The 20,346-nt window shown below is 68.9% G+C and carries 19 protein-coding genes; 4 read left to right on the plus strand and 15 right to left on the minus strand.

From position 1 onward, the window contains the following. Window positions 1-51 precede the first annotated feature (51 nt). The 14 genes from ACFVH0_RS02430 to ACFVH0_RS02495 all read right to left on the minus strand — a co-directional run bounded on the left by ACFVH0_RS02430 (window position 52) and on the right by ACFVH0_RS02495 (window position 14,550). Entirely contained in the window at window positions 52-684 is a 633-nt protein-coding gene (locus ACFVH0_RS02430; RefSeq protein WP_385817587.1) for a hypothetical protein, read from the minus strand. Further along, a complete protein-coding gene (locus tag ACFVH0_RS02435) occupies window positions 681-1,202 on the minus strand; it encodes a hypothetical protein (protein ID WP_385817588.1) in 522 nt (173 codons plus the stop codon). Before ACFVH0_RS02435 ends, ACFVH0_RS02430 begins: the two co-directional genes overlap by 4 nt. Beyond that, a complete protein-coding gene (locus tag ACFVH0_RS02440) occupies window positions 1,199-2,461 on the minus strand; it encodes an MCE family protein (RefSeq protein ID WP_385817589.1) in 1,263 nt (420 codons plus the stop codon). The genes ACFVH0_RS02435 and ACFVH0_RS02440 overlap by 4 nt, the downstream gene beginning before the upstream one ends. Next, complete coding sequence (locus ACFVH0_RS02445; RefSeq protein WP_385817590.1) at window positions 2,458-3,609, minus strand: MCE family protein; 1,152 nt, start codon at window positions 3,607-3,609, stop codon at window positions 2,458-2,460. The genes ACFVH0_RS02440 and ACFVH0_RS02445 overlap by 4 nt, the downstream gene beginning before the upstream one ends. Continuing rightward, the gene (locus tag ACFVH0_RS02450; protein WP_385817591.1) at window positions 3,606-4,715 is read right to left on the minus strand and encodes an MCE family protein; all 1,110 of its coding nucleotides are present in this window, start codon (window positions 4,713-4,715) and stop codon (window positions 3,606-3,608) included. Before ACFVH0_RS02450 ends, ACFVH0_RS02445 begins: the two co-directional genes overlap by 4 nt. 1 nt (window position 4,716) lies before the next feature. Further along, window positions 4,717-5,736 (minus strand): MCE family protein, encoded by a 1,020-nt coding sequence (locus ACFVH0_RS02455; RefSeq protein ID WP_385817593.1) that lies wholly within the window; start codon window positions 5,734-5,736, stop codon window positions 4,717-4,719. Continuing rightward, the gene (locus ACFVH0_RS02460) at window positions 5,733-6,764 is read right to left on the minus strand and encodes an MCE family protein (protein ID WP_385817594.1); all 1,032 of its coding nucleotides are present in this window, start codon (window positions 6,762-6,764) and stop codon (window positions 5,733-5,735) included. The genes ACFVH0_RS02455 and ACFVH0_RS02460 overlap by 4 nt, the downstream gene beginning before the upstream one ends. Further along, complete coding sequence (locus ACFVH0_RS02465) at window positions 6,761-8,074, minus strand: MCE family protein (protein ID WP_385817595.1); 1,314 nt, start codon at window positions 8,072-8,074, stop codon at window positions 6,761-6,763. Before ACFVH0_RS02465 ends, ACFVH0_RS02460 begins: the two co-directional genes overlap by 4 nt. Next, a complete protein-coding gene (locus tag ACFVH0_RS02470; RefSeq protein ID WP_266909900.1) occupies window positions 8,074-8,877 on the minus strand; it encodes an ABC transporter permease in 804 nt (267 codons plus the stop codon). The genes ACFVH0_RS02465 and ACFVH0_RS02470 overlap by 1 nt, the downstream gene beginning before the upstream one ends. A 3-nt stretch (window positions 8,878-8,880) precedes the next feature. After that, window positions 8,881-9,729, minus strand: a complete 849-nt coding sequence (locus tag ACFVH0_RS02475) for an MlaE family ABC transporter permease (protein ID WP_385817596.1) — start codon at window positions 9,727-9,729, stop codon at window positions 8,881-8,883. Next, window positions 9,726-10,721 (minus strand): ABC transporter ATP-binding protein, encoded by a 996-nt coding sequence (locus tag ACFVH0_RS02480; RefSeq protein ID WP_385817597.1) that lies wholly within the window; start codon window positions 10,719-10,721, stop codon window positions 9,726-9,728. Before ACFVH0_RS02480 ends, ACFVH0_RS02475 begins: the two co-directional genes overlap by 4 nt. Window positions 10,722-11,290: 569 nt before the next feature. Beyond that, window positions 11,291-12,250, minus strand: coding sequence for a hypothetical protein (locus ACFVH0_RS02485; protein WP_385817598.1), 960 nt, complete (start codon window positions 12,248-12,250; stop codon window positions 11,291-11,293). Between the two features lie 52 nt (window positions 12,251-12,302). Beyond that, complete coding sequence (locus ACFVH0_RS02490; protein WP_385817599.1) at window positions 12,303-13,769, minus strand: DUF6801 domain-containing protein; 1,467 nt, start codon at window positions 13,767-13,769, stop codon at window positions 12,303-12,305. 130 nt (window positions 13,770-13,899) lie between these two features. Beyond that, a complete protein-coding gene (locus ACFVH0_RS02495; RefSeq protein WP_385817600.1) occupies window positions 13,900-14,550 on the minus strand; it encodes a hypothetical protein in 651 nt (216 codons plus the stop codon). A gap of 962 nt (window positions 14,551-15,512) precedes the next feature. On the opposite strand from ACFVH0_RS02495, the gene ACFVH0_RS02500 reads away from it, so the two are divergent. The 4 genes from ACFVH0_RS02500 to ACFVH0_RS02515 all read left to right on the plus strand — a co-directional run bounded on the left by ACFVH0_RS02500 (window position 15,513) and on the right by ACFVH0_RS02515 (window position 18,985). Further along, window positions 15,513-16,727 carry a helix-turn-helix domain-containing protein gene (locus ACFVH0_RS02500; protein WP_385817601.1) on the plus strand — a complete coding sequence of 405 codons (1,215 nt, stop codon included), beginning with the start codon at window positions 15,513-15,515 and terminating at the stop codon, window positions 16,725-16,727. Between the two features lie 213 nt (window positions 16,728-16,940). Then, the gene (locus ACFVH0_RS02505) at window positions 16,941-17,204 is read left to right on the plus strand and encodes a hypothetical protein (RefSeq protein ID WP_385817602.1); all 264 of its coding nucleotides are present in this window, start codon (window positions 16,941-16,943) and stop codon (window positions 17,202-17,204) included. 88 nt (window positions 17,205-17,292) lie between these two features. Continuing rightward, on the plus strand, window positions 17,293-17,766 hold the full coding sequence (locus ACFVH0_RS02510) for an SCP2 sterol-binding domain-containing protein (protein ID WP_385817603.1): 474 nt from the start codon (window positions 17,293-17,295) through the stop codon (window positions 17,764-17,766). A 4-nt stretch (window positions 17,767-17,770) separates the two neighbouring features. Beyond that, window positions 17,771-18,985 carry an acyl-CoA dehydrogenase family protein gene (locus ACFVH0_RS02515; protein ID WP_385817605.1) on the plus strand — a complete coding sequence of 405 codons (1,215 nt, stop codon included), beginning with the start codon at window positions 17,771-17,773 and terminating at the stop codon, window positions 18,983-18,985. A gap of 42 nt (window positions 18,986-19,027) precedes the next feature. Here the strand turns inward: ACFVH0_RS02515 and ACFVH0_RS02520 are convergent, their stop codons facing one another. After that, entirely contained in the window at window positions 19,028-20,281 is a 1,254-nt protein-coding gene (locus tag ACFVH0_RS02520) for a cytochrome P450 (protein WP_385817606.1), read from the minus strand. Window positions 20,282-20,346: the final 65 nt, after the last annotated feature.

The following is a 20,346-nucleotide window of genomic DNA, read 5'->3' on the forward strand; positions in this document are numbered from 1 at the left end:
GTCTCTCCCCTGCCGGCCGATCCGTACCGAGCTGCGCGTGTGTGGGTACTGCTATCTGGAGGCGATCTCGACCACGGTCCAGTGGCCGTCCCGCAGTTCGGCGGTGACGGAGAGCTGGGCGGCCGCCGTGGTGGCCGGCTTGCCCTCGCGCTCGTAGACCTGGTCGAGGAAGACCAGCAAGTGGGCGCTGTTCTCCGTCAGCCGGGTCACCCCGGCGCGCACGACATGGGTGGTGAGGGTCAGCTTCTGGTCGGCGGCCTGCTTCTCGACCTGGCCGAACAGGGCGGCGTACTGCTGGAGTGCCTTGCCGGCCAGCAACTGCTTCGCCGACTCCTTGGTGACGGCGGTGGCCTGCGGGCTGTAGGAGAAGACCTTGCCGAGTGCGTTGCTGACATCGCCCGCGACCCGGGTGGTCGCCTCGCTGTCGGTCAGTGCGCGGTTGGCGGTGGCGGGGGTGTCGCGCAGTGCTCTGCCCTGGGCGAAGAGCACACCGCCGGCCACCAGCAGTGCGACGGCCAGGACCGCCGCCATGACGCGCGGCCACCGCCGGGCGGGGGCGGGCGGCAGGTCCGCCCGCCCCTCGTCGGTGGCGGCGCCGGGCTGTGCCTCGGCCTCTTCGCGCTCCTCGACGTCCCGCGCGTCCACGTCCGTGCTCACGACCGCCGTCCCTCCCCGCTGTTTCATGCGCCGCTCCCCACCGGGATCGCGCTGAGCGCCTTGACCTTCCAGCCGTCCTGGGTCCGGGACAGCGTGGCCTCGAAGCGCTTGCGTTCGGAGCCGCTCTTTCCGGTGCGCGGGGTGACCTCGACATCGACGGTCGCGATCAGCTCCGCCGTACCGGTCCGCTCGTCGAGCGCGGTGAGCGCCGCGTCGGTGACCTTGCCGCGTGCGGTGGCTCCGGACCGGGTCAGCTCTTTCGCGTCCTTGCTCCGGGTGCGTCCGAGCTGGTCGTGGAGCGGCCCGGTCGAGGAGTCGAGCCAGGCGCCGAGACCCGCGTCCACGGTCCGGGCGTCCTTGGCATCGAGGCTGTTCAGCCGGGCGAGGTGGTGCTTGCCGTCGGCCAGCGCGGCATCGCGGCTCTTCGCGTACGCCAGGTTGTCGTCGCCGCGCGCCTGGGCGTACGACCAGCCGCCGAGGGCGCAGATCAGCGCCCCGGCGAGCAGCGCCGCCCAGCAGGTCAGGGTTCTGCTCCGGGGCGTCATCGGCCGCCTCCCTGTCCGAGTCCCAGCAGTCCGGCCATGCCGTCGTCGGCGGCCGGGGCCCGGCCGGTGACACCGAGCGCCCCCGGGAGCCGCTTCTCGGATCCGTTCCCCAGCAGCATCGAGCCGGGCCTGGCGGGCTCGGGCACGGCGCCGCCCTTCGGCGCGTTGGCACTGCCCCGGACATTGATGCCGGTGCCGGGCGAGGAGGTGCAGCGGGCCTTGGTGTTGACGGGCGGGCCGGCCGAGGTGTCCAGACCGCTGCGGTAGACGGTGCCGCCGTATCCGGCGGTGCAGGGCAGGGGTTCGAAGAAGGTGACCGACATGCCGAACCGGGCGCCCTTCTCGTCGATCGCACTGGCTCCGGCGGCGGCCACCGCGGGCAGTTTCACCAGCAGTTCCTCGATGCCGCGCTGCCGGGTGACGGCGACCTCGGAGGTGGTGAGGAGGTTGGCGACGACGACACCGAAGCTCGGGTCGAGATCCCGCAGCAGTCCGCTGATCTGTCCGGTCGCGTCAGGGGCGACCGCGATCAGCTTGCGCAGATCGGTGTCGGATCCCTTGAGCTGTGCGGCCAGTTCCGCGGCGCCGGAGGCGAAGCCCTTGAGCGCTTCGCCCTGTTCGGCCTGGGTGCGCAGCACGGTCCGGCCGTCGGCCATCAGCCGGGTGTTGACGGGCAGTGCGTCGTCCGCCGCCCGGACGAATTCGCTCCCGGTGTCCAGCAGTACCTGGAGGTCGTCGCCGCGCCCCTCGAACGCGGTGCCGAACTCGTCGACGACCGTGCGCAGGGATTCCAGGTCGACCGAGCCGGCCAGGTCGTTGACGCTGGTGAGGACGTTGGTGACGGGGGCGGGGACGGTGGTGTCGGCCTGGTCGATGACGGAGCCGTTCGCCAGGTACGGGCCCTCGGTGCGGGTGGGCCGCAGGTCGACGTACTGCTCGCCGACCGCGGAGAGGCTGGCGACGACGGCCTTGAGCCCGTCCGGGATCTTCGGGGCGTCCTTCTCGATGCGCAGTTCGGCCTCGACCCCGTCGTCGGTGAGCTCGATCGGCCCGACCCGGCCCACCGAGACTCCGCGGTAGGTGACGTTGGAGTGGGTGTACAGCCCTCCGGTGCGCGGGAGTTGGACCTTGACGGTGTAGTAGCTGCGCAGGCCGATGTAGTGGCCGAGGTCGGCGTACCGTACTCCGAGGTAGCCGAGTACGAGCACCGCGATGATCAGGAAGGCGATGTTCTTGAGCCGGATGGCGAGGGTGATCATCGGCTGCTCCCGTTGGTGCCCGCCGTCGGTACCGCGGGGAGGGGCAGCGGCAGTGCCCGGCTGGTTCCACCGGTACCGGTCCCGGTCCGCGGCGGGACCGCCGGGACGATCGGCGGGACGATCTGTGTGCCGGGCATGGCCGTCACATCCAGGTAGACGTTGAGGTAGTCGCCCTTCACCCCGCGCAGCACCTCGTCCGTGAAGGGGTAGGTGAGCAGCACCTGGAGGGAGTCGGGCAGGTCGCGGCCGGAGTCGGCGAGCGCCTTGAGGCTGGGGGCGAGGGCCTTGAGGTCGGCGATCATGTCGGCCTTGCTCTTGTTGACCGTGTCGACGGCCACGGTGGAGAGGGTGTCGAGCGAGCGCAGCATGGTGAGGAGCGAGCCTCGCTGCTTCTCCAGGACCTTCAGGCCGGGGCTCAGCCCGGTGAGGACGGTGCCGACGTCCTGTTTGCGGGTGGCGAGGGTGGCTGAGAGCCGGTTCACCCCGTCGAGGGCGTCGGTGATGTCCTTCTTGTGGTCGTCCAGGTCGGTGACGAGGGTGTTGACCCGGCCGAGCATGGAACGGATCTGAGGTTCGCGGCCGGCGAGTGCCTTGTTCAGCTCGGTGGTGATGGTCTTGAGCTGGTTGACGCCCCCGCCGTTGAGGAGCATCGACAGGGCGCCGAAGACCTCTTCGACCTCGGGGTTCCGGTTGGTCCGGGTCAGCGGGATGCGGTCTCCGTCGGCGAGTCTGCCCTGCGCGGTGCCGCGCGCCGGGGCGGCGAGCTGGATGTACTTCTCGCCGAGGAGGCTGGACTGCTCCAGGTGGGCGTAGGCGTTGGCGGGCAGTTCGACCTTGCCGTTGACGCGCATGGTGACTTTGGCGTTCCAGCTGCCGGAGCCCAGGGAGACCTTGGTGACCCGGCCGACGGCGACATCGTTGACCTTGACCGATGCCTGCGGGGCGAGGCTGAGCACGTCGGCGAATTCCGCAGTGATCTCGTACGGGTGGTCGCCGAGGTCGGCGCCGCCGGGCAGCGGCACCTGGTCGATCCCGGTGAACGACGGCAGGCCGGAGGCGGTGACGACGAGGGCCAGGCCGACACCCACGGCCAGCACCGCGGCGACGCCGGTCGTGCGGGCTCCGGGTCTGCGCAGCGCACGGCTCATCGGTTCGCCCCCTTCTTTTCCGTGGCGGTCTTCGCCGGGGTGCCGTAGACGGTGCCGACGGCGGGGAGCGGCAGGGTGGGCAGCGCCTTGCGGCGTGCGCCGTCCACCGGGGTGAGGCCGGCGAGTGCGTTCGCCCCGGTGAGCGGTCCCATGGAGAGCTCGTTGAGGTTGGTGCGGCCGTTGAGGGTGCGGTTGACCGGGTCGTAGGCGTTGACGACGTTGCCCGCGGCGAGCGGCAGTGTGTCCATCGACTCGGCGAGCGAGGCCCGCTGGTCGACCAGGGTCTGGGTGAGCGGCACCAGGGCGTCCACGTTCGCCTTCAGGGCGCCGCGGTTCTTCTGGATGAAGCCCTTGACCTGGCCGAGTGCGGTGCCGAGTTCCTTCAGTGCGGCGCCGAGGTTCTCCTTGTCGTCGGCGAGGAACCCGGTGACCGAGTTGAGCTGCTGTTCGGCGGCACGCACATTGCCGTCGTTGTCCTTCAGCATGGTGGTGAAGGTCTGGAGGTAGGACAGCGTGTCGAAGAGGTTCCCGCTGCTCTTGTCGAGGGTCTTGGTGGCCTTGCCGAACTGCTCGATGGAGTCCCCGAGGGCCTTTCCGTTGCCGTCGAGGTTCTTGGCCCCGGTGTCCAGGAGTCCGGAGAGCGCGCCGTCGGCGTTGGCTCCTTCCGGGCCCAGTGCCTTGGAGAGCTCCGTGATGGAGTCGTACAGCTGGTCCACCTCGACGGGGGTGGCGTTGTTCGCGGCCGGCAGTACGGCGCCCGCCGCGAGCTCCGGTCCGCCGTCGTAGGCGGGGGCGAGCTGGACGTAGCGGTCGGCGACCAGGCTGGGGGCGACGACCACGGCGTGCGCGGCCTTGGGGACCTTGACGCCCTTGTCGACGCGGAGGACCACCCTGACCTCCTTGCCCCGGGGCGTGACCGATTCGACCCGGCCGACCCTGACGCCGAGGATCCTCAGATCGGATCCGGCGTAGACGCCGGTGGCCTGGTCGAAGTAGGCGGTGACGGTGGTCGTTCCCTCGTCGTCCATGGCCATCACGCCGGTGGTGGCCGCGACGGCCACCACGGCGAGTCCGGCGCCGATGCCGACGATGCGCTTCATTCTCATGTCAGCGGCCGCCTTGCTGCTTGGGTGGCTTGCACTCGGCCCCGGCGGGGGTGCCCGCGGGCACGTACTCCTTCGGGACGACTCCGCAGACGTAGTTGTCGAACCAGCGGCCGCTGCCGAGGGTGTTGCCGACGAGCCGGCTGTACGAGCCGGCCAGCGAGAGCACCTTGTCGAGGCTCTTGCGGTTCTTCACCAGTACGGCGGTGACCCGGCCGAGCGAGTCCAGGGTGGGCTTCAGCTGCTTGTTGTTGTCCTTGACGAGGCCGGTGAGCTGGGTGCCCAGGTTCCGGGTGCCGGTGAGCAGCAGGTGGATGGAGTCGCGGCGGGCCTGGATCTCGCCGAGGAGCAGATTCCCGTCCTTCAGCAGGATCTCGAAGCTGCTCTTCTTGTCGGCGAGCGTCTTGGTGAGCTGCTTGCTGCCCTTGAGGAGGGTGGCGAGTTCGGCGTCCCGTTCGGAGACGGTCTTCGAGAGTGCGGAGAGTCCTTCGGCCGCGCTCTTCACGTCGGGCGGGGAGTCCTTGAAGGTGGCGGAGATCGTCTCGAAGCTCTTGGCGAGCTGCGCGGTGTCGATCTCGCCGATGGTCTCGCCGAGTCCGTTGAACGCCTGGGTGACGTCGTACGGGGAGGTGGTGCGGCTCGCCCGGATGCGCTCGTCCGGGTCCTGCGGGGCGTTGCCCAGCGGGTCGACGGCGAGGTACTTCTCGCCGAGCAGGGTCTTGATGGCGATGCCCACGGTGGAGGAGTTGCCGATCCAGACATCCTTGACCCTGAAGCTGACCTTCACCTTGGGGCCGTCGAGCGAGACTCCGGTGACCTCGCCGACCTTCACTCCGGCGACGCGTACCTCGTCGCCCTCGCTCAGTCCGGCGGACTCGGTGAAGTCGGCGCTGTAGGTGGTGCCGCCGCCGATGAAGGGCAGCGAGTCCACGCGGTAGGCGCCCAGGCCGATGAGGGCGAGGACGAGCAGTCCGACGACGGCCACGGCGACGGGGTTGCGTTCGCGTACGGGTTTGATCCTCATGACTGGCACCTCGGCTTCCTGACCTCGATGCCGGTGGGCGGGGCGCTGCCGTCCTCGGTCGTCACTCCGGCGACCTTGGCCTCGCAGAGGTAGAGGTTGAGCCATGAGCCGTACGAGGTGAGCCTGCTGATCGCCGCCATCTTGGCCGGGGTCTTCTGCAGGAAGTTCTCGATCTGCGGGGTGCCCTTGCCCAATTGGTCGGAGAGGCGCCCGAGTTGCTTGATGTCGCTCTTGAGGGGCGCCCGCCCGTCGTCGAGCAGGTCCGCGGTGACGGTGGTGAGCGCGCCCATGGCGGTGACCGCCTGGCCGAGCGGTTTGCGGTCGCCGGCGAATCCGGTGACGAGCTTCTGCAGGGTGACGACGAGCTCGTCGAATCCGGCCTCGCGGTCGTTGACGGTCTTGAGAACCGTGTTGAGGTTCTTGATCACCTCGCCGATCACCTTGTCCTTGGCGGCGACCGTGCCGGTCAGCGAGCCGACGTGCGAGAGGATGCTGTCCACGGTGCCGCCCTCGCCCTGGAGCACCTGGACGATGGATCCGGCCAGTTGGTTGACGTCGGGCGGGGAGAGCCCCTCGAAGAGCGGCTGGAAGCCGTTGAAGAGCTGGGTGAGGTCGAGCGCCGGGGTGGTACGGGAGACCGGGATGGTCGCTCCGGCGGCGAAGCTCCGGCCGACCGGTCCGGCCCCCTGGTCGAGGTCGATGTAGCGCTGACCGACCATGTTGAGGTACTTGATCGAGGCGGTCACCGACGCGGGGAGCTTGCGCCCCTTGCGGACGGCGAAGCCGACCTCGGCGAGCCTCTTGTCGGCCACCCGGATGGACTCGACCTGTCCGACCTTCACCCCGGCGATCCGGACGCTGTCTCCGACGACCAGTCCGGTGGCGTCGGTGAACCTGGCCCGGTACGTGGTGGTGTCGCCGACACTCGTGTTGGCGATGGAGAGTGCCAGCACGGTGGTGGCCAGCACGGTCACCAGGATGAAGACGATGGACTTCGTGAGCGGAGCGGCGAGAGAGCGGCGCTTCACTTGAGCTTCACCTCCGCACCGCGGAAGGCCGGACCGATGAGCACGCTGCTCCAGTCGGGCAGGGTCTGCGGCTGGACTTTCAGTGAGGGAGCGACCAGCTCGTTGACGAGCCGGCTCTCCTGCGGGGAGTTGGGCATGCCGAGACCGGACTGCGGACCCGACGGCGCGGGGCCGGTCCGCTGTCCGGCGGGGGTGGTGCCGGGTGCGGAGACCGGCGTCGCCGCGCGGGTGTCCGCGGTCGGCACGGCCTTGCCCACGTACGGCACGGAGTAGCAGTGCGGTCCGCCGGTGGCGTCGTACACCGGGGCGTCCTTGCCGGGCAGGTACTTGCCCCGGGACTTCACGGGCTTGATGGTGACGTGGAGTCCGGGCCGGTCGGTGCCCTTGCCGAGCGCCTTGTCCATGGCCGGTACGAAGCCGGCCATGGTCCGCAGGGTGCACGGGAATTCGGCGGAGTGCTTCGCCAGCAGTTCCAGCGTCGGCCTGCTCTCGGCGGAGAGCCGGATCAGGTTGTCCTTGTTCTCCCGCAGGAACGAGGTGAGGTCCTGGGCGGAGGCGGTGGTGGAGCCGTACAGCCCGGCGAGCTGTGCCTGCTGTTCGGCGATGGTGCCGCTGGTGGTGGTGAAGTCGGTGAGCGCGTCGAGGACATCGGGGGCGGCGTCCCCGTACACCTTGCTCACCTTGACGAGTTCCTTGATGTCGGCGTTGAGCGTGGGGAGTTGGGGGTTGAACTTCGCCAGGTGGGCGTCGAGCGTGGAGAGGGTGTCGCCGAGCTTCTCGCCGCGTCCTTCGAGGGCCTGGGAGACCGCGCCCAGGGTGGCGGCGAGCTTCTCCGGCTTGACGGCGGTGAGCAGCGGCAGGACGTTGTCGAGGACCTCCTCCAGCTCGATGGCGTTGCTGGAACGGTCCTGCGGGATGACGGAGCCGGCCCGCAGCGGCTGTGTGGACGGCAGCTCGGGCGGTACGAGGGCGACGAAGCGTTCCCCGAAGAGCGTGGTGGGCAGCATCTGGGCGGTCACATCGGCCGGGATCCGGTCGAGCTTGTCGGGGTCGATGGCCAGGGTGAGCCGGGCTCCGTCCCCGTCGGCCGCGATGTTGCGGACCTGGCCGACAACGACGCCGCGCAGCTTCACATCGGCGTTGTCGTGCATCTCGTTGCCGACGCTCGCGGTGCGTACGGTCACGGTGGCGTCATCGGTGAAGTCCTTCCGGTACACCGAGACCGAGACCCAGACGAGCACGGCGGGCACAAGGAGGAAGGTGACTCCGGCGAGTCTGCGGCGGACGGTCTGCGTCCGGTGGGAGTTCATCAGCCGGCCACCTTCACCGTCGTGGTCGCGCCCCAGATGGCGAGGGAGAGGAAGAAGTCGGTGACGCTGATCAGCACGATGGCGTTGCGCACCGACCGCCCGACCGCGACCCCCACCCCGGCGGGCCCGCCGGTGGCGTGAAAGCCGTAGTAGCAGTGGGCGAGGATCACCATCACGCTGAAGATCAGCACCTTGAGCACCGACAGCAGCACGTCGTCCGGGGAGAGGAAGAGATTGAAGTAGTGGTCGTAGGTGCCCGCGGACTGCCCGTTGAACAGGACGGTGATGTAGCGGGAGGCGAGGTACGAGGAGAGCAGCCCGATCGCGTACAGCGGGATGATCGCGACGACCCCGGCGATGATCCGGGTGGAGACGAGGTACGGCATGGACCGGATCCCCATCGCCTCCAGGGCGTCGACCTCCTCGTTGATGCGCATCGCGCCGAGCTGGGCGGTGAAGCCGGCGCCGACGGTGGCGGAGAGCGCGAGTCCGGCGACCAGCGGGGCGATCTCGCGGGTGTTGAAGTAGGCGGAGATGAAGCCGGTGAAGGCGGAGGTGCCGATCTGGTTGAGGGCGGCGTATCCCTGGAGGCCGACGACGGTGCCGGTGAACAGGGTCATCGCGACCATCACACCGATGGTGCCGCCGATGACGCCGAGACCGCCGCTGCCGAAGGCCACTTCGGCCAGCAGCCGCTGGACCTCGCGCAGATAGCGCCGCAGGGTCCGGGGAACCCAGATCAACGCACGTACGTAGAAGGTGAGTTGTTCGCCGGATCGGTCGAGCCAGCTGAGCATCGACATCGGTCAGCTCCCCTTCGCGGGGACGATCTGGAGGTAGATCGCCGTGAGGACCGTGTTCACGAAGAACAGCAGCATGAAGGTGATGACGACGGACTGGTTGACCGCGTCGCCGACGCCCTTGGGGCCACCGCGCGGGTTGAGTCCGCGGTAGGCGGCGACGATGCCCGCGATGAAACCGAAGATGAGTGCCTTGACCTCGCTGATGTACAGGTCGGGGAGCTGGGCGAGGGCGGAGAAGCTGGCCAGGTAGGCGCCGGGGGTGCCGTGCTGGAGGATCACGTTGAAGAAGTAGCCGCCGAGCGTGCCCACGACGGAGACCAGGCCGTTGAGCAGTACGGCGACCAGCATGGTGGCGAGTACGCGCGGGACGACGAGGCGCTGGATGGGCGAGACGCCCATGACCTCCATCGCGTCGAGTTCCTCGCGGATCTTCCGGGAGCCGAGGTCCGCGCAGATGGCCGAGCCCGCGGCGCCGGAGATCAGCAGGGCCACGATGATCGGGCTGGCCTGCTGGATGACGGCGAGGACGCTGGCGCCGCCGGTGAACGACTGGGCGCCGAGCTGCTGGGTCAGCGAGCCGACCTGGAGGGCGATGACCGCGCCGAACGGGATCGAGACGAGCGCCGCGGGCAGGATGGTGACACTGGCGACGAACCAGAACTGCTCGATGAACTCCCGTACCTGGAAGGGCCGTCGGAAGACCTCCCGGCTCACGGTCGCGGCGAGCGAGAACAGCTTCCCGGTCTCGCGCAGCGGGGAGAGCAGCCGGTTCGGGGGCTTCTCCGCCGGCTGCTTCGGCGCCGCCTCGGCGGGCGGCGGCTCGGGGGGCAGTACGGGCAGGGGGGCCGTCACGGGCGTTCACCGCCCGCGGCCGGGGTGTAGCTCTTCATGATGGCGGTGCGGGCCGCCTCGGGCAGCTGGCCCATCATCGACAGGACCCGCTCCCGGCGGCGCACGGCGGCCTGCCGTACGGGCATGCCGGGCGACGGCTCCAGCTGGGGCACGACGGTGCGCGGCCCGTTGGCGGAGCTGATGCCGACTCCGTAGCCGTTCATCTCCTCGGCGGCGAGGGTGGCGGCGTCCTTCTCCTCGGCCATCCCGATGGGTCCTTCGCGGCGCCCCGCGAGGAACTGGGCGACCACGGGCACATCGCTGGTGAGCAGCACCTCGCGCGGCCCGAAGGTGACGAGGTTGCGGCGGAAGAGCATGCCCATGTTGTCCGGGACGGTGGCCGCGATGTCGAGGTTGTGGGTGACGATCAGCATCGTGGCGTCGATCTGCGCGTTGAGATCGATGAGCAGCTGGGAGATGTACGCGGTGCGGACCGGGTCGAGTCCGGAGTCCGGTTCGTCGCAGAGGATGATCTGCGGGTCCAGGACGAGGGCGCGGGCCAGGCCGGCCCGCTTGCGCATGCCGCCGGAGATCTCGCCCGGCAGCTTGTCCTCGGCGCCGAGCAGACCGACGATGTCGATCCGCTCCATGACGATCCGCCGGATCTCCGACTCCTTCTTGCGGGTGTGTTCACGCAAGGGGAAGGCGATGTTGTCGAAGAGCGACATCGATCCGAAGAGCGCGCCGTCCTGGAACATGAGCCCGAAGAGTTTGCGCGTCTCCATGATCTCGCGTTCCGGGCTGTTCACCATGTCGACGCCGTTGATGAGGACGCGTCCCTGCTCCGGCTTCAGCAGACCGATGATGGATTTCAGGAAGACGGTCTTTCCGGTGCCGGAAGGCCCGAGCATCACGCTCACCTCGCCGGCGGGCAGCGTAAGGGTGACGTCCTGCCAGATGTTCTGCTTGCCGAAGGACTTCGTGAGGCCCTCGACGACTACTTCGATTCCCATCGGCCCTCCTTCGAAGTTGTTGTGAACGAAGTCATCTGTCAGCGCTCCGGCTCTCAGAAATGCGTTGGCGGCTCGTCACACATGCACCAGGAGGCGCACGCTATGTCCGCCGAAACCGCCAGGACAAGCCGTTGAACAGCGGAAATCGACGAACTGGGCTCTCGGTGTGGATCATTTGTCACCGAGTGACAAAGCCGGATGCGGGCTTTGTCGAAATCTGCGCAAGGTTTCCGGCCCGCGAACCGGGGCCCCGCGTCCGGCGAACCGGAGCCACTGGGGCTCCAGAGGTACCGAACAGGCAGCAGCGGATACGTTTTCCCGCTGCTCAACGGGACGCTACGGCCCGGTAACCAGCCACCGCAATACCGGTTCGAAAACTTTTTGCACGCCATTCGACGGCCTTTTTGTTTTTGTGAGCGAGTGAGTATTGCGCATCGCCCACTTGTCGATAAGTGAGCCCTTCGGTACACCGGTATGCAAACGCCCGCCGCGCCCGGAAGAATGCGCCGGGCGGGGCGGGCGGCATCGCTGATCTCCGTACTCCGCGAAATGAGGTACCGGAGAGGTACCTACCGCGCCACTCCCGCGTGCCAGCTCTCCGAAAGCAGCCGGCCGGCGTTGGGAGCCGCCGCACCGGGCAATGCCAGGCCCCCGGTGTACGTGGCTGCGTTGTTGAGCACCAGGTTGTTGTTTCCGGCCGCCGACGGCAGCGCCGTCTTCAGGTTGACCGCCCAGTTCAGCTCACCGAGGGTCAGGGGTCCGCAGCCGCTCACCCCGGGGACGGCGAAGCCCGCGTCGCCCTGTGCGTTTCCGGTCAGCTCGATGCGGTTGAGCAGACCGCCGGTGTTCGCCGTGCCGTCGGCGTCGAATCGCTTGCTGCCCACGGCCGGCTGGGTGAGGTTCTGCGGGCGCAGCACGATCGGGTCGGAGGTGGTCCCGATGAAGCACTTCGAACCCAGGAAGGGGTTCTCCAGATGGATGCGGACCGGGATGTCGACGATCGTCTTCCCGCTCTGCATCCCCGCGGCCACGTCGAAGTTCCTGGGCGTGCCGGCCGACTGCACCGTGGCGACGACCCGGTTGAGGCTGTTGTCCGTCAACTGCTTGCAGATGTCGGTGACCACCGGAATCCCACTCGGGCACATGAGACCGAGCAGACCGCCGGGAATCTCCGTCGGCGCTCCCACGATCGCCCCGCCCGCGGGCGGCACGACCTTGGACTCGCCCGTCGCCGTGTTCCGTATGACGCCGAACTGGAGGTCGTTGGCACCGGTCGTCGCCAGGGTGTTGCCGAGCTTGATGGAGCCGCTCTCGGAGTGCGAGGCCACACAGATCGCGATGTCCGTCTGGCCGTCCGCGGCCAGCATGGCCGGGTCGTCGACCGGACACCGGGTGAAGGGCGCCCAGTTGCCGTTCATCTCCTGCGCGGAGGCGGCGCTCACCGGCGAGGTGCTCAGCGGAATGCCGACGGCGACCGCCATCAGCGCGCCGAGGAGGGCGGGTCTGACACTTTTCGGGGCAGCTCGCATGATTGGTCCAGCCTTTCTGGGGATCCGGGAGTCAGCGCTTGCGGAACAGCTCTCAGCGTTCGGGCTCGGGCTTCGGCGGCTCGGGACAGTTCGCCGGAACGCCTTCGACACACAGCGGGGACTGCATCATTTTCGTGTAGTTGCCCTTCCCGGAGACCGAGGCGGTGAAGAGGTTGTCGAGATCCTCCGTGACACCGCATCCGGTGAACGGCGGCACATCCGCGTAGCCGGTCAGCGGCCCTCCGGTCTTCACCGTGTAGCCCTCGGGGCCGCCGGCGCCGGACGCCCCCTTGCCGACCAGTTCCAGCGTCATCGGGCTCGCACTGCGGCAGTTGGGGCCGACGTCCAGCGGCTCCCCGTTGACCTCCACGTCGTAGAGGCGCGCGCGCATGGGAGCGATGGCGGTCGTCGTCTCCTTGTACTTCTTGGTCTCCGGGTCGGGAGCCGAGTCGCCCAGCGTTCCGATGTCGATCCTGCCTTCGAGGATCAGTTCCACCTTCGCCGTCGTCGGCATGAAGCCGAAGGTGAGGAAGGTGGCCTCGGCCGGCGGCATCTGGGCCTTGCCCTTGTGGTCGAGCGTGCCGTCGGTGGTCAGCCAGCTCTTCACGCCCGTCGGGCATCTCAGGAAGGAGACGGACGTGTTCAGGTTGAGGCGAAGATGTCCGGGGTCGTTGAACTTGATCGCCCCGGCCAGTTTGTTGACGTTGGAGTATCCCGCCATGTAGCCGTGTGCCGGCTTGGGCACCTGCGGGAGCGGACCGGTCATGAGCGTGCAGTCGGTGGGTGGCTGCACGCCCCCCGACGGCAGATCCGCCGCCCGTCCGGCTTTCGCACCGCCGGACCGGTCGGGGGTGGTGCCCCCGGACGGCTCGGGGGCGGCCCCGGAAGGCGGCGTGGTTCCGCTCTCCGGGGGAACGGTGACCGTGGCCAGTTCCGCGCTCTGGTCCGGATCGGCCTTGCACGAGAAGGCCAGCGGGGGCGGCGCGTCCCCGGCGCCCTCCGCGGCGCGCGGGGCGAGGCCCACGTCCAGCTGCCCCAGGGCGAAGAGCACGTCGCCGCTGGATCTCGGCGTGATCGTCGGAACCTCGCCCGTCGCCCGGAGCGAGAGGTCGCCCGTGGCGGGGAGGGGGGACTCCGGGATCTCCAGCCCTTGCCAGGGCACATCCGTCGACTCGCCCCGCTGCGAGACCTCGGTCAGCATCCGCGCGGATCCCGAGACGGCCACCGGTTCGGCCCCCGGCGACGCGGAGAGCGCCGAACGCGGGAGCTCGAAGGAGAGGGCCACGTCCCGGAGCCGGATCGCCGTCCCGATGCTCGTGGTCACCGGCAGCTCCGCCGTGATGTGCACCGCGACCGGCTGCGCGCCGGAGGGAAGGTCACAGGTGTAGGCGACGTCCGCCTCGGCGGTCCGGGTGTCGGTCGCGGCTCCCGTTCCCGGCATGAATCCCGCCACGAGCGTCACCGCACCGACTGCGGCGATGCGCGCGGCGCGCCGCGGGTCCGTGGTCCTTGTTCTCATCTCGGCCTACCTGCCGTCGTCTCGGTGCTCGGCACTCGTGCGTGTTGCGGAGGGACCTGCCGACGGCGGGCCGCGGAGAGGAGGTGAACCTCCGCTCCGCGGCCCTTCCTTGCCACCGGCTCCGGTCCGGTTACGGCGAGGTGATGGTGAGCGGCGCAGCGACCTTGTACGTCGCGTCGAACGTCGCCGAGTCACCCGCGTTGAGCAGCCCCGAGCAGTTGGCGGCGCTGTCGACCTTCAGGCCGGTGCCGGTGTTGATGTCGAGTTCACCAGTGGCGTTGTTGTACGTCACGTTGCTCACGGACCCGGAGATCACGGCCTTGCAGGTGCCGAGGATGGTGTCACCGGTCAGGTCGACCTTGACCCCGGACAGGCTTCCCGAGGTGATGCCACCGCTGTAGCTGCTCGCGTCGATGCTGATGACAGCACCCGATGCGAGTGAGGCCGTGAAGTTCGAGCCGAGCGGTCCCGGGCACGGGCTGGCCGTGGTTCCCCAGGCGGCGGCGGTGATCTTCGCGATGCCGACGCCGGTGGAGTACGTGCCGCTCGGAGCGGTACCACTGGCAGTACCCACCGAGCAGTCCACCTGCTGGCTGGTGTTGGTGTCGACCAGGGTCGCCACCGTGCCGGCCTTGAGCTGGGCCGTGAAGGTGCCGTTCGCGTTGGGGTTGACCACGGTCCACTGCGCGAGGGCGGTGGCCGAGGCCGACGTGGCGGCGAAGCCGAACGCGGCTGCGGCGACGGTCGTGGCGAACAATGCTCGTCTGAGGGTGTTTCTCACGGAACTTACCTCCGGGAAGTGGAGTTGGACGTACCCGATTACCTCGCACCACGCCCTGGGAATGGGCCCGGCACGAGGGCGGCTCACATCGTGGAACGCAGAAGTCGATGGACTCGACTGCGTGATCGAACTCCGTGCGGATCGAACGTTACGAGCCAGTAGCCCAACGCGGCAATACCCGGCGCAGAAAATCCCCGCGCCCCTCAGCAAAAGCATTCCGCCTTAGCGACAACTCAGCAGATCGCCGCGATTTTCTATACGAAAGTGAGTAGTTACGGCCGTGTCATGCGCCCCGACCCCCGCCGGACACTCATCCAGGCGCAGTCACCGGCGGCGGGCCGGCCCGCCGACCGGCCACGTACCCGCCGGTAAGATCGTCGGGACCTCGGCCGAATGACGCCCTGGCGCCCCGCGTCCACCGCACGGCCGAACCCCCGTTGGGCGTCGCGGAACACCGCCCCGGACCGCGGAACACACCGCCACCGGCGAACCGTCGGCGAATTATCCATTCCGGCCGACCGGTTTTGACATTCGCCCGCCGCCCCCAGATGATTCCCCTTCCCCGAATAGCGTGTTCCCCTTGTAATTCCGCGACCCAAGAGGCGGAAAATGGCCGCGTCCCGCCACGGCCGCAACACTCCGGGAAGACGCACACCAGCGGCACGAATCCGCATCAATCACCCGGGCCGGAATCCGTTACCCACGGTTACTTTCTTGTTGCCGGGAGAGCAGATGTCCGAAAAACATTGTCCTGAAGTGAGCACTGGCGTCCCACCTGCACCGAAGCACCACAACGGGGCCGAGATATGTGCCCCTTGCACTTCGATCTTGTCCAAGTAGTGGGCACAACCGCTCACTTGGTCTATCTTCATCGCGAACTTGGTACGCACCTGTCGGTTCGTGGGAGCGCTTTCCCCACCGCCTGTCCCCCCACCGGGCGCCGGAGAGCAGGGGGGACTGTCATGCCTGAACTCATTCAGCCGTTGGACACGGGGGATCCACTGGGGCCGCTCCCCCAGGAATTCGCCGCCATCATGCGGCCCGAACTGCCGAGCCTGATCAAGGAGATCGGCGTCGAGGTCACCCGGGCCTACCCGGAGTACGCCAGACTGCTCGACGGCCCCAACGGGCAGGCCATCAGGGTCGGCGTGGAGCAGAGCCTCTCCTCCTTCGTGGACCTGGTCGCCGAGCCGTCCACGTCGACCTCGCTGCGCGACGACATGTGCCGCCGCTTCGGGCGTTTCGAGGCGTACGAAGGCCGCACGATGGAGACGCTCCAGGGCGCCTACCGCCTCGGGGCCCGGGTAGCGCTGCGCCGGGCCAAGAAGGTCGGCCGGAGTCACAACTTCTCACCGGCCCTCATGCTCAGTTTCGCCGACGCGCTCTTCACCTACATCGACGAGCTCGAATCCCTCTCCCGGGAGGGCTTCCTGGAGGTGCAGTCACAGACCGGCGAGCAGACCGAGGCCATGCGCCGGCGTCTGCTGCACCTGATCCTCGCCGGACGCCCCTCGCCCCGTACCGCCATCGCCGAACTGTGCGAACAGACCGGATGGGCGCTGCCCGACGAGGTCACCCTGGTCGCCGTCCGCTCCCCCGCCGCCCTGGACCGGGCCGTGGCCGACCGTGATCTGCTGGCCGATCTCAGCGCACCGCAACCACACTTATTGATTCCCGGAGCTTTCGACGACACCCGAAGACGCATGCTGGACGAGGCGCTCCTCGGCACCCACGCCGCGATCGGCCTGACCGTGCCCATCGCCCTGGCCTCGGACTCGATCCGCTGGGCCCGGCGCGTGCTCGAACTCGTCGACACGAACATCATCGACGACGCGCCCGTCATCCTCTGCGAGAACCACCTCATCACCCTGTGGCTGCTCTCCGACCCGGTACTGGTCGACCAGCTCGCCCAACGCGAACTGGCCCCCATCTCCGGAATCAGCGCCACCCGCCGGGAACGGCTGGTCGAGACCCTGCGGATCTGGCTGGACACCCGTGGCACCGCGGCCCACATGGGCGAGTTGCTGGATGTCCATCCGCAGACGGTCCGCTACCGGATGCGCAATCTGGAGTCCATCTTCGGCGAGCAACTGACCGATCCCGAGAGCCGGTTCTCCACCGAGGCCGTGCTGCGGGCGCTCCAACTGCGGGCCCGTGGCGACGAAACACCGCTCTGAGCCGGCTTTCGGCCGGATCACGGTCCTCACCACGAGTCAACTTACTTACGGGTAAGGCGAAATAGACGGTCACTCTCAAACGGTTGCCACACGGAGACGTTCTCAACGAGAAACCCGGAACCGCGTCCCGTACATATGGAGAAGTCGGCCGCCGCACCCGGCGGCCGAACCGAGAACCACCTCCTGGCCGACCATTCCGAGAGGGATCCCCCCATGACCGCCTCGCACCTCCTCGTCCCCGTGCCGATCCCGGACCGGGTCGCCGCGCTGATCGGATCCTGCATCCCGCCGCACATCCTCCAGGCGGAATTCGACGCCGACTGCGCCGCACGCGAGGTGCGCAGGTTCCGCGGTCCGCGGCTCTGCGACGAGGACCGGGCCGACCGCGAGCAGGCGCTGTCCGAACTGGCCCGCGCCAACAAGATCCTTTCCGCCCACCACCCCCGGCTCGCGGTGCGCCCCGGCAGCCCCTGGTGACACCCTCCGCACGGCACCCGTCTTGCGGAGGGGTGACCCGGCACCTACCTTACTCAAAAGTAAGTTTACTTCGGAGTAAGGAACTGGTGTGGCCGACAACAGCAGCGGGAACCTCACCGCCGAACTGGCCGGGCTCGACTTCGCGGCCGTCTCCCCCGAGGAGTTCGCCCGGATCGTCAGGGGCCTGTCCGCCAAGCAGCTCGGCGAGATGATGCACGGCGAGCTGCGCTCCCGGGTGCTCGGTGAGGTCTTCGGCCGGATGAAGCAGCAGTTCCGCCCGGAGGCGGCGGGAGCGCTGACGGCGCTGATCCGCTGGAAGATCACCGGCGACAGCGAGGTGGTCTACGAGACCTCCATCGACAAGGGCACCTGCACGGTCGGCGAGGGCCGCTCCGAGGCCGAGCCGCGCACGACGCTGGTGATGGGGGACGCCGAGTTCCTCAAGCTGGTCTCCGGCAACGGCAATCCGGTGACCATGTTCATGATGCGCAAGCTGAAGGTCGCCGGCGATGTCGGGCTCGCGGCGGGACTGACCCGCTACTTCGACATCCCGAAGGCCTGATCCCATGAGCTTCTTCTCCCTCGCCCTCACCGAGGAGCAGCAGGATCTGCGGGACTGGGTGCACGGCTTCGCCGCCCGGGTCGTCCGGCCCGCGGCCGCCGAGTGGGACGCCCGGGAAGAGACCCCGTGGCCCGTCATCCAGGAAGCCGCCCGGGTCGGACTGTACGGTTTCGAATCCCTCGCGGACATGTACGGCGACCCCACCGGGCTCTCCCTCCAGATAGCCAACGAGGAGCTGTTCTGGGGCGATGCCGGGATCGGCATGGCGCTGTTCGGCACCTCGCTCGCCGTCGCCGGGATCTTCGCCTCCGGCACTCCGGACCAGCTCGCCGAGTGGGTGCCGCAGTGCTACGGCGACGAGGACGCCCCGAAGGTCGCCGCCTTCTGCGTCTCCGAGCCCCAGGCCGGCTCCGACGTCTCCGCGATGACCACCAGGGCCCGTTACGACGAGGCCCGTGACGAGTGGGTGCTCACCGGCCAGAAGGCATGGATCACCAACGGCGGGATCGCCGGGATCCATGTGGTCGTCGCCTCGGTCGACCCGGCGCTGGGGGCCCGCGGCCAGGCCGCGTTCATCGTGCCGCCCGCCACGAAGGGCCTCGCGGCGAGCCGCACCATCAAGAAACTGGGCCTGCGCGCCTCGCACACGGCGGACGTGTTCCTGGACGACGTACGCGTACCCGGGCACTGCCTGCTCGGCGGGAAGGAGAAGCTGGACACCCGGCTGGCCCGGGCCCGCGAGGGCACCAACGCCAAGGGGCAGGCGGCGATGGCGACCTTCGAGGTCAGCCGCCCGACCGTCGGCGCACAGGCGCTGGGCATCGCACGCGCCGCGTACGAGTACGCGCTGGAGTACGCCGGTGAGCGGGAGGCCTTCGGCAGGCCCGTCATCGAGAACCAGTCGATCGCGTTCGCGCTGGCCGACATCCGTACCGAGATCGAGGCCGTCCGGCTGCTGATCTGGCAGGCCGCCTGGATGGCCCGCAACGACCGGACCTTCGACGCCGGGCAGGGCTCCATGTCCAAGCTGCGCGCGGGCGAACTCGCCGTGGCCGCGACCGAGAAGGCCGTCCAGATCCTGGGCGGCGCCGGGTACAGCCGGGAGCATCCCGTGGAGCGGATGTACCGCGACGCCAAGATCTACACGATCTTCGAGGGTACGAGCGAGATCCAGCGGCTGGTCATCGCGCGGGCGATCTCCGGTCGCCACATCCGCTGACCGCCGCGTTCCGCCGGCTCTTCCCGCGCGGGTGCCCCGGTCTCAGCCGGCGACCGGGGTGAACCGGACCGGCAGCGACCGCGGGCCCCGGGTGAAGACACCCTGCTCGCCGGGGGTGAAGCCGTCCGCGAGCCGTAGATCGGGCATCGCGTCGAGCAATTGGTTCACCCCCGTCTCCACCTCCGCCCTGGCCAGCAGCGCACCGACGCAGAAGTGCCTGCCGAGCGCGAACGCCAGATGGTCGGCGGCCGCCGAGAAGGCGGTGGCGCAGGTCAGATCGGTACGGAAGATGTCGAACCGGTCGGGCTCGCGGTAGCGCGCCCCGTCGCGGTTGGCGGAGCCGATCAGACAGGTGACGGTGGCCCCCGCCGGGACCGTACCGCCGCTGAGCTCCACCTCCTTCGCGGCCTGACGCATGATCATGTGGACCGGCGGGGTGTGGCGCAGGGTCTCGGCGAAGGCCCGGTCGATGAGGCTCCGGTCCTCCCGCACCGCGGCGAGCTGCTCGGGGTGGGTGAGCAGATTGGCGAAGACGGAGGCGATGGCCTTGTCGGTGGTCTCGCCGCCCGCCGCCAGCAGCAGGCTGCAGAACGCCTTGATGTCCTCGTCGCTCATCCGCACCCCGTCGACCTCGGCGGCGCAGAGCGCGGAGAGCAGGTCGTCGCCCGGCTCGCTCCGGCGCCGCCGGATGACCGGGATCATGTACTCGGCGAACTCCCGGCGGGTCCGCTCACCGGCCGCGGCGACCTCCGGGTCGCCCGCCAGATTGCCGAGGAAGGCGATGACGGTGGTGTACCAGCCGTGGAAACGGTCGTGGTCCGCCCGGTCCAGGCCGAGCATGTCGGCGATGACGAGGACCGGGAAGCGGGTCGCGAAGTCGCCGACGAGATCGGCTTCTCCGGTGTGCCGGAAGGCGTCGACCAGCTCGCGCGCGTTGCGCTCGATGACCGGCAGGAACTTCTCCCGGAGGTCCGTGCCCCGGAAGGCGGGGGCGACCAGGGCCCGGCGGACGGCGTGCTCGCGGCCGCTGAGCTGGAGAATCGTCCTGCCGTGGACGGGTTCGATCTGCCAGTCGTAGTTGTCGGTGGTGAACTCCCCCGCCCTGTCCTTGAACACCCGCTCCACGTCCTCGTACCGGGAGATGAGGTAACTGTTCGTGGCCTCGTGCCGGATCAGCGGCGCGCTCTCCCGCATGATCCGGTACGCCCCGTAGGGATCGGCCGCGAAGGCGGGCGAGAGAATGTCGGGCAGGGACGGCGATCGCGATGCGACCGGCTCGTGCGCGGCAGGGGTCATGACGCTCCAGGATCGTGAACGGGCAACGCCGTCAAGGCTATTGATCAGCAGTCCACCGACACACC

This window comes from Streptomyces sp. NPDC127117 (genome assembly GCF_042677325.1).
In the GTDB taxonomy this organism is placed as follows: domain Bacteria; phylum Actinomycetota; class Actinomycetes; order Streptomycetales; family Streptomycetaceae; genus Streptomyces.